Source organism: Streptomyces sp. NPDC059142, from assembly GCF_042755665.1.
GTDB lineage: Bacteria > Actinomycetota > Actinomycetes > Streptomycetales > Streptomycetaceae > Streptomyces.
In genome coordinates this window covers 1-8,879 of sequence record NZ_JBHZDA010000140.1, presented here as the reverse complement: position 1 = coordinate 8,879, position 8,879 = coordinate 1, and the positions used below count along the sequence as shown (strand labels likewise).

Sequence of the window (8,879 nt, the reverse complement as noted above, 5' to 3'; positions counted from 1 at the left end):
GCCCCCCGCCCCCGGGAGACACACCACACGGGGCGTAAGGGGGGCCTCGCGGCGCCCCGTACCGCCCCGTGACGGTGTACGTCCGGCGAGTCCGGAGGATCAGGAAGCGGGCGGCGGCGGAGGAGGAGGAGTGCCGTCGTCCTTGTGGGAGAGCTTGCCGAGGGCGTCCTTGGCCTTGCCCGTCCCCGTGTCGATCTTGTCGCTGTACTTGCCCTTGGTCTTCTCGTCGACCGTACGGGCGGCCTTGTCCAGCCCCTGTTCGATCTTGTCCCCGTGCTGCTGCGCGAGGTCGGCGACCTTTTCCTTGGCCGGACCGATCTTGGCCTTCAATGAATCCAGGAAGCCCATGGGCCACCTTCCCTCGGAGGAGACAACAGCCTACTGGCGGGTGCTCTTTCCGGCCTCGTTGTCCGCCGCCGCCTCCGCCGACTGCTGCTTAGGGATCTCCACCCCCTCGGCGGTGACGGCCTCCGTCCGGTCGCTCTCGGCCGGCGCGGTCTCCGCCGTGCCGGCCTCCGGCGCCTCGGACGCGGCCTCCGACGAGGCCCCGGACCGCTTGCTGAACCAGGAAAAAACACCCATATCTTCTCCATATCGTACGCGCGGGGGCAGAGATCCGCGCCGTCCTGAGCCGTTCGTCGCACGGCTCGGGGCGCCGGTACCGGAAACCCGCGGCCGGAACCCCGCAACAGGCAACGACCCCGGAGGCGGGCCGTCACGTAACTCGTTCGGGCAGGGGTCCCTTGTTTGCGAGACTGGGGCAGTGAGAAGCGCACCTACCGCACCGCGGGTCATCGCCGTCGTCGGTCCTACCGCGGCCGGCAAGTCCGATCTGGGCGTCCACCTCGCCCGGCAACTCGGCGGTGAGGTCGTCAACGCCGACTCCATGCAGCTCTACCGGGGGATGGACATCGGCACCGCCAAGCTGACGACCGAGGAGCGTGCCGGAATTCCGCACCACCTCCTGGACATCTGGGAGGTCACCCAGGCGGCGAGCGTCGCCGAGTACCAGCGGTCCGCGAGGGCGGTGATCGACCGACTGCTCGCGCAGGGCCGTACGCCCGTCCTGGTGGGCGGCTCCGGGCTGTACGTGCGCGGGGCCATCGACGCCCTCGACTTCCCCGGCACCGACCCCGAGGTGCGCGCCCGGCTGGAGGCCGAGCTGACCCTCCGCGGCTCCGGCGCGCTGCACGCCAGGCTGTCCGCCGCCGACCCTCCGGCGGGCCGCGCCATCCTGCCCAGCAACGGCCGCCGCATCGTCCGCGCGCTGGAAGTGATCGAGATCACCGGCAAGCCCTTCACGGCCAATCTGCCGGGTCATGAATCGGTGTACGACACCCTCCAGATCGGCGTCGACGTCGCCCGCCCTGAGCTGGACGCGCGGATCGCCCGCCGGGTCGACCGGATGTGGGACGAGGGCCTGGTGGACGAGGTGCGCGCCCTGGAGGCGCGGGGACTGCGCGAGGGGCGTACGGCCTCCCGCGCCCTCGGCTACCAGCAGGTGCTCGCCGCGCTCGCCGGTGAGTGCACCGAGGAGGAGGCGCGCGCGGAGACCGTACGCGCCACCAAACGCTTCGCGCGCCGCCAGGACTCGTGGTTCCGCCGCGACTCCCGGGTGCACTGGCTGGCCGGCGGAACGGAGCACCGGGAGGAACTCCCGCACCGGGCGCTCGCGTTGGTCGAACGGGCGGTCACAGCCTGATCACGTGATGGCATCGGGACGCTCCGCGCGTCCGTGCGGTCCTCCCGGGCGTGCCATCATCGAGCAACGGTCGACCATCGGGCATCGATCGACCAGTGGAGTCCGACTTGGGAGGGCGCGTGGCGATGGAGGCCGGCCCTCGCGACAGAGAACCCACGTCCTCGGAGACGTCGGACGACGGGCCCAGGCTGAGTCCTGACGGTCCGGAGGACGAGACCGCCACCGACGAGGTCCAGGTCGAGCTCCGGCCCCCGCGCAGGCTGCGGATCTGGCAGCTCGCCCCCATCGTGACGCTCGCCGCCGTCGGCTCGCTCATGTTCGCCTTCCCCCTCGCCTTCGGCACCGGGGACGGCGGGGCGGTCGTCGCCATGCTCGGACTGCTGATCAGTTGCTGCGCCGCCGGCGCGGGCATGATGACCGCGCGCCGGGTCGGCCACACCTGGCCGGGGCTGCCGAGCCGGTCGTCCGGCGAGCGCCCCGACTGGCGCGTCCTCGCCCTGTACGTCGCCGTGGGCGCCGTCCTGGTCGCCCTCGCCGTCTGGCGGGTCGCCCGGCTGCGCTGACCGGGCTGCGGCCCGCCGCGACCCGGCCGGGGCTCCCCTCCCGGCCGTCACGGACGGCGATGTCCGACCCGGCTCGTACGATGGTTCCCGTGAGCACTTCGCAGACCGCCGCCTCGCCCGCCGCGCCCCTCGCCTTCCTCAAGGGACACGGGACGGAGAACGACTTCGTGATCGTTCCCGACCCGGAGAACGCCCTGGAGCTGCCGCCCCGCGCGGTGGCGGTCCTCTGCGACCGCCGGGCCGGCATCGGCGGCGACGGGCTGCTCCACGTCGTACGGTCCGCCGCGCACCCCGAGGCGCGCGCCATGGCCGATGAGGCCGAATGGTTCATGGACTACCGCAACGCGGACGGCTCGGTCGCCGAGATGTGCGGCAACGGCGTGCGGGTCTTCGCCCGCTACCTCCAGCGCGCCGGACACGCCGAGGCCGGCGACCTGGCCGTCGCCACCCGCGGCGGCGTCAAGAAGGTGCACCTCGCCAAGGACGGCGCGGACGGCGCTGCCGGGGACATCACGGTCCATATGGGGCGCGCTGTGTTCCCGGAGGAGCAGGCGGCGGTCACCGTCGGCGGCCGGGAATGGCCCGCGCGCAACGTCAACATGGGCAACCCCCACGCGGTCGCGTTCGTCGACGACCTGGCGGACGCGGGGGAGCTGCGCACCGCACCGCCCGTCAGCCCCGCGTCCGTCTACCCGGACGGGGTGAACGTCGAATTCGTCGTCGACCGGGGCCCGCGCCATGTCGCGTTCCGCGTCCACGAGCGCGGCTCCGGCGAGACCCGCTCCTGCGGTACGGGCGCCTGCGCCGTGGCCGTCGCCGCCGCCCGCAGGGACGGCGCGGACCCGGCGGTGACCGGCGAGCCCGTCACGTACACCGTCGACCTCCCCGGCGGACGGCTCCTCATCACGGAGCGCCCCGACGGCGCCGTCGAGATGACGGGGCCCGCAGTGATCGTCGCGGAGGGTCACATCGACCCGGTCTGGCTCGAATCCGCCTTCGGTTAAATCTTCGCTCGGATGGGTGATCCGTTTCACGTCGGGCGGGACCGGGGCTGCCCGACGTGCCGGGGTCGATAGCATCAAGCACCGGCCCGGAGGGCGTCCCCGCCCTCTCCCCGCCGGTCGAAGCTGCCCGGAGGTGCCCCATGAGCGCAGAGGCAACCAGCCCTGGTGCCCACAGCCGCAGACGCGGTCTTCCCCGGATCGACCTCCGCAGGCTCGGCAGGGCCGCCTTACTCGGTCCCGCCACCAGGGACCGGCTGCCGGCCGCCATCGGCCATGTCGCGGAGGCGCACCGCGCGCACCACCCGGACGCCGACCTCGCCGTGCTGCACAAGGCGTACGTCCTGGCCGAGGCGTCGCACCGCGGGCAGTACCGCAAGAGCGGCGAGCCGTACATCACGCATCCGCTCGCCGTGACCCTGATCCTGGCCGAACTCGGCGCCGAGACCACGACCTTGACCGCCTCCCTCCTCCACGACACCGTGGAGGACACCGACGTGACGCTCGATCAGGTCAAGGCCGAGTTCGGCGACGAGGTCTGCTACCTGGTCGACGGCGTGACCAAGCTGGAGAAGGTCGACTACGGGGCGGCGGCCGAACCCGAGACCTTCCGCAAGATGCTCGTCGCCACCGGCAACGACGTCCGCGTGATGTCGATCAAACTCGCGGACCGGCTGCACAACATGCGCACCCTCGGGGTGATGCGCCCCGAGAAACAGGCCCGCATCGCCAAGGTCACCCGCGACGTGCTCATCCCCCTCGCGGAACGCCTCGGCGTCCAGGCGCTCAAGACCGAGCTGGAGGACCTGGTCTTCGCCATCCTCCACCCCGAGGAGTACGCGCACACCCGCGCCCTGATCGCGGACAACGCCACCGCGGGGGACGCGCTCGCGGCCATCTCCGAGGACGTCAGGCGGGTACTGCGCGAGGCGGGCATCACCGCGGAAGTCCTGGTACGGCCCCGGCACTTCGTCTCCGTCCACCGGTCCGGGCTCAAACGCGGCGAACTGCGCGGCACGGACTTCGGCAGACTGCTGGTGCTGGTCACCGAGGACGCCGACTGCTACGCCGTCCTCGGCGAGCTGCACACCTGCTTCACCCCGGTGATCTCCGAGTTCAAGGACTTCATCGCGGCGCCCAAGTTCAACCTGTACCAGTCGCTGCACACGGCGGTCGCGGGCCCGGACGGCGCCGTCGCCGAAGTCCTCATCCGTACGCACCGGATGCACAAGGTCGCCGAGGCCGGCGTGGTCGCCCTCGGCAACCCGTACGCGTCCACCGACGCCGGCGGGGCCCACGACACCGCCGAGCGCGCCGCCGCGGACCCGCAGGACGGCGAGCGCGCCGACCCGACCAGGCCCGGCTGGCTCTCCCGCCTCCTGGAGTGGCAGGAGGCGACCACCGACTCGGACGCCTTCTGGACGACGCTCCGCGCGGACCTCGCCCAGGACGCGGAGATCACCGTCTTCCGCGCCGAGGGCGGCATGCTCGGCCTGCCCGCCGGGGCGAGCTGCGTGGACGCGGCGTACGCGCAGCACGGCGAGGCCGCGCACGGCTGCCTCGGGGCGCGCGTCAACGGCCGTCTGGCGCCGCTCTCCACGGTGCTGCGGGACGGCGACACGGTCCAGTTGCTGCTGGCCCAGGACGCCGCCTCCGGCCCCTCCCCGCAGTGGCTCGACCACGCCCGTACGCCCGCCGCCCGGATCGCGATCACCGGCTGGCTGGCGGCCCACCCCGAGGCGGTAGGCACGCCCGACACCGCGCCCCGCGCGGCGCTGGCCGTCACCGCCGACCGGCGGGGCGGGACCAACGCCGTGGTGGACCTGCCGGGCGCCACGGTACGGCTGGCAGGCTGCTGTACGCCCGTACCGCCCGACGCGGTGACCGCCTTCTCCGTGCGCGGCGGCGTGGTCACCGTCCACCGGAAGGAGTGCCGCGCCGTGGAGCGCATGCGTGCGCTGGACCGGCCTCCGATCCCGGTGACCTGGGGCGACGCGCCGGAGTGCCGGGTGACGCTGTACGCCGAGTCGTTCGGGCGGCCCCGGCTGCTCGCCGAACTCACGGAGGCCATCGCCACGGCGGGCGCGGCGATCGTGTCGGCCACGGTGGAGCCGCCCAGCGAGCAGCGCGTACGGCACACGTACACGCTGGAGCTGCCGGACGCGGCGGGTCTGCCCGGTCTGATGCGCGCCATGCGCGACGTACCGGGCGTGTACGACGTCAGCCGCGCCCAGCACCCGGCCACCGCCTGAGCCGGCCGCACGGGGCCGCCCACGGCCCCGTGCGGAGTGCCCCCGTCAACTCCGTGTGACGGGGCATCCGGCGGCGGCACCCGCCCGCGAGCTGCCCCTTTCGGGTGGGAGCGGTGCGCGCCGTCGCCGCGCGCCGGGCGGCCGCTGGTAGCCGTGGTCCATGCTGTCCCTCTCCCGCCGCCTGCGCGCCGCCCTGCTGGCCGCAGCCTCGGCCACCCTCGTCGCAGCGACGCTGCCCCCGCCCGAGCCGCTCGGCATCGGCGACCCGCTCTTCCCGTACCTCGGCAACCCCGGATACGACGTCCTCGCCTACGATCTCGCCTTCACCTACGGCGGCGACCACGACAAACCCCTGGACGCGGTCACCCGGATCGACGCGAAGGCGACCCGGCGCCTGGACCGCGTCAACCTCGACTTCACCCACGGCGAGGTCCGCTCCGTCGAGGTCGACGGGGCGCCGGCGCGGTTCGCGACGGCCGGGGAGGACCTGGTGATCACGCCGGCCGAGGAGGTCGACGCGGGCGAGCGGATGAGGATCACCGTCCGCCACACCAGCGACCCGTCCGGAGAGGGCGGCGGCTGGGTACGGACCGCCGACGGGCTGGCGATGGCCAACCAGGCCGACGCCGGCCACCGTGTCTTCCCCGGCAACGACCACCCCGCCGACAAGGCGTACTTCACCTTCCGGATCACCGTGCCCCAGCGGCTCACCGCGGTCGCCAACGGCCTCCCCGTGGGGAAGACGCGCCAGGGCGATCGCACCACCTACGTCTACCGCACCCGCCACCCCATGGCGACGGAGCTGGCGCAGGTCTCCATCGGGGAGTCGGCCGTGCCGCGCCGCGAGGGCCCCGGCGGTCTCCCCGTACGCGACGTGGTGCCCGCCGCCGACCGCGACGTGCTGGAACCCTGGCTCAGAAAGACACCCGACCAGATCCGGTGGATGGAGCGGCAGGTCGGGACGTACCCCTTCGAGACGTACGGTCTGCTGATCGCCGGCGCCGACACCGGCTTCGAACTGGAGACGCAGACCCTCTCGCTCTTCGAACGCTCCCTGTTCACCGACACCGCCTTCTCCGAGTGGTACGTCGACTCGGTCATGGTCCACGAACTGGCCCACCAGTGGTTCGGGGACAGCGTCAGCCCGCGCACCTGGTCGGACCTCTGGCTCAACGAGGGACACGCGACCTGGTACGAAGCGCGGTACGCGCAGGAGCACGGCGGCAAGAAGCTGGAGACCCGGATGCGGGACGCCTACCGCCGCTCCGACGGCTGGCGGACGGCCGGCGGCCCGCCCGCGGCCCCGAAGGCGCCGACACCGGGGGACCAGATCAGCCTCTTCCGGCCGATCGTCTACGACGGCAGCGCCCTCGTCCTGTACGCGCTGCGCCAGGAGATCGGGGAGGACGCCTTCGGGCGGCTGGAGCGCGACTGGGTACGACTCCACCGGGACGGTACGGCGACCACGGCGGACTTCACCGCGCTGGCGTCCGAGGTCGCGGGGCGTGACCTCTCCGTGTTCCTCACGGCGTGGCTGTACGGGGGGAAGACCCCGCCGATGCCCGGCCACGCGGACTGGCGCAGCGACCCGCCCACGACCGGGAAGAGCGGTGAAACCGGAGTGACGGCCGGGCGGAACCGTGCCACCATCGACGAGTCGGCGACGCGGCCGGGAATCAATCCGGGCCGTCACACGTTGTGACTGACGTAACGGACTCTCTTTCGACGTAAGGATCCAATGACCTCCTCTTCCTCCCCTTCCCAGGACACGCAGCACTTCGCGGACACCCGCACGGAAAGCCTTCGGGCCGATGCCCTGATGGAAGAGGACGTCGCCTGGAGCCACGAGATCGACGGAGAGCGGGACGGCGATCAGCTCGACCGCTCGGAGCGTGCCGCGCTGCGGCGCGTGGCGGGCCTCTCCACGGAGCTCGAAGACGTCACCGAGGTCGAGTACCGCCAGTTGCGACTGGAGCGCGTCGTCCTGGTCGGCGTCTGGACCTCGGGGACCCTCCAGGACGCCGAGAACTCCCTCGCGGAGCTGGCCGCCCTCGCCGAGACGGCGGGCGCGCTGGTGCTCGACGGGGTGTACCAGCGCCGGGACAAGCCCGACTCCGCGACGTACATCGGCTCCGGCAAGGCCCAGGAGCTGCGGGACATCGTGGAGGAGAGCGGCGCCGACACCGTCGTCTGCGACGGTGAGCTGAGCCCCGGCCAGCTCATCCACCTCGAAGACGTCGTCAAGGTCAAGGTCGTCGACCGTACGGCGCTGATCCTCGACATCTTCGCCCAGCACGCCAAGTCCCGTGAGGGCAAGGCGCAGGTCGCCCTGGCCCAGATGCAGTACATGCTGCCGAGGCTGCGCGGCTGGGGCCAGTCGCTCTCCCGGCAGATGGGTGGCGGCGGCGGTGGCGGGATGGCCACCCGCGGCCCCGGAGAGACCAAGATCGAGACGGACCGGCGCCGGATCCGCGAGAAGATGGCGAAGATGCGCCGGGAGATCGCGGAGATGAAGACCGGCCGCGAGATCAAGCGCCAGGAGCGCCGCCGCAACAAGGTGCCCTCGGTGGCCATCGCCGGATACACCAACGCGGGCAAGTCGTCCCTGCTCAACCGGCTCACCGGCGCGGGCGTCCTGGTGGAGAACGCGCTGTTCGCCACCCTCGACCCGACCGTACGGCGGGCCGAGACCCCGAGCGGCCGGCTCTACACCCTGGCCGACACGGTCGGCTTCGTCCGCCATCTGCCGCACCACCTCGTCGAGGCGTTCCGTTCCACGATGGAGGAGGTCGGCGACTCGGACCTGATCCTGCACGTGGTGGACGGTTCGCACCCCGTGCCGGAGGAGCAGCTCGCCGCCGTGCGCGAGGTGATCCGGGACGTCGGCGCGGTCGACGTACGCGAGATCGTCGTGATCAACAAGGCGGACGCGGCCGATCCGCTGGTCCTCCAGCGGCTGCTGCGCACGGAGCGCGACGCGATCGCCGTCTCCGCGCGGACCGGCGAGGGCGTCGCGGAACTCCTCGCGCTGATCGACGCGGAGCTGCCCAGGCCCCAGGTCGAGGTCGAGGTGCTGCTGCCGTACACGCAGGGCGCCCTGGTCTCGCGGGTGCACGCCGACGGCGAGGTGCTCTCCGAGGAGCACACGCCGGAGGGCACGCTGCTCAAGGCCCGGGTCCACGAGGAGCTGGCCGCGGCGCTCGCCGCGTATGTGCCGGTGGCTCACTGACGCGGAGCGCACGGCGCGGGCCGGGAGCCGCCTCCGTACGCGACCGTACGGGGACGCTTCCCGGCCCGTCCCGCTCAAGGCGGAGGCCCGCCCCCTCACACGGTGAGGGATGGTGGGCAGGACGTCCTCCAG

The 8,879-nt window shown here is 72.7% G+C and carries 8 protein-coding genes; 6 read left to right on the top strand and 2 right to left on the bottom strand.

All coding sequences use genetic code 11. From position 1 onward, the window contains the following. Window positions 1-99: 99 nt before the first annotated feature. Both ACFXPK_RS30780 and ACFXPK_RS30775 read right to left on the bottom strand, forming a co-directional pair. Entirely contained in the window at window positions 100-348 is a 249-nt protein-coding gene (locus tag ACFXPK_RS30780; protein WP_385080408.1) for an antitoxin, read from the bottom strand. Window positions 349-378: 30 nt separating this feature from the next. Further along, the gene (locus ACFXPK_RS30775) at window positions 379-582 is read right to left on the bottom strand and encodes a gliding motility protein (RefSeq protein ID WP_384995404.1); all 204 of its coding nucleotides are present in this window, start codon (window positions 580-582) and stop codon (window positions 379-381) included. A gap of 181 nt (window positions 583-763) precedes the next feature. Between ACFXPK_RS30775 and miaA the strand changes: the two genes are divergently transcribed. The 6 genes from miaA (at window position 764) to hflX (ending at window position 8,747) form a co-directional block, all read left to right on the top strand. Continuing rightward, on the top strand, window positions 764-1,702 hold the full coding sequence (gene miaA / locus ACFXPK_RS30770; RefSeq protein ID WP_385080406.1) for a tRNA (adenosine(37)-N6)-dimethylallyltransferase MiaA: 939 nt from the start codon (window positions 764-766) through the stop codon (window positions 1,700-1,702). 125 nt (window positions 1,703-1,827) lie between these two features. Next, window positions 1,828-2,265 carry a hypothetical protein gene (locus tag ACFXPK_RS30765; protein ID WP_384995409.1) on the top strand — a complete coding sequence of 146 codons (438 nt, stop codon included), beginning with the start codon at window positions 1,828-1,830 and terminating at the stop codon, window positions 2,263-2,265. An 80-nt stretch (window positions 2,266-2,345) separates the two neighbouring features. Then, a complete protein-coding gene (gene dapF, locus ACFXPK_RS30760) occupies window positions 2,346-3,269 on the top strand; it encodes a diaminopimelate epimerase (protein WP_385080413.1) in 924 nt (307 codons plus the stop codon). 140 nt (window positions 3,270-3,409) lie between these two features. Further along, window positions 3,410-5,518, top strand: coding sequence for a RelA/SpoT family protein (locus tag ACFXPK_RS30755; RefSeq protein WP_384995414.1), 2,109 nt, complete (start codon window positions 3,410-3,412; stop codon window positions 5,516-5,518). Window positions 5,519-5,678: 160 nt separating this feature from the next. Next, window positions 5,679-7,220: a M1 family metallopeptidase gene (locus ACFXPK_RS30750; RefSeq protein ID WP_385080404.1), complete on the top strand. Its 1,542-nt coding sequence runs from the start codon at window positions 5,679-5,681 to the stop codon at window positions 7,218-7,220. Between the two features lie 36 nt (window positions 7,221-7,256). Beyond that, complete coding sequence (gene hflX, locus ACFXPK_RS30745; RefSeq protein WP_385007764.1) at window positions 7,257-8,747, top strand: GTPase HflX; 1,491 nt, start codon at window positions 7,257-7,259, stop codon at window positions 8,745-8,747. The last annotated feature ends 132 nt before the right edge of the window (window positions 8,748-8,879 follow it).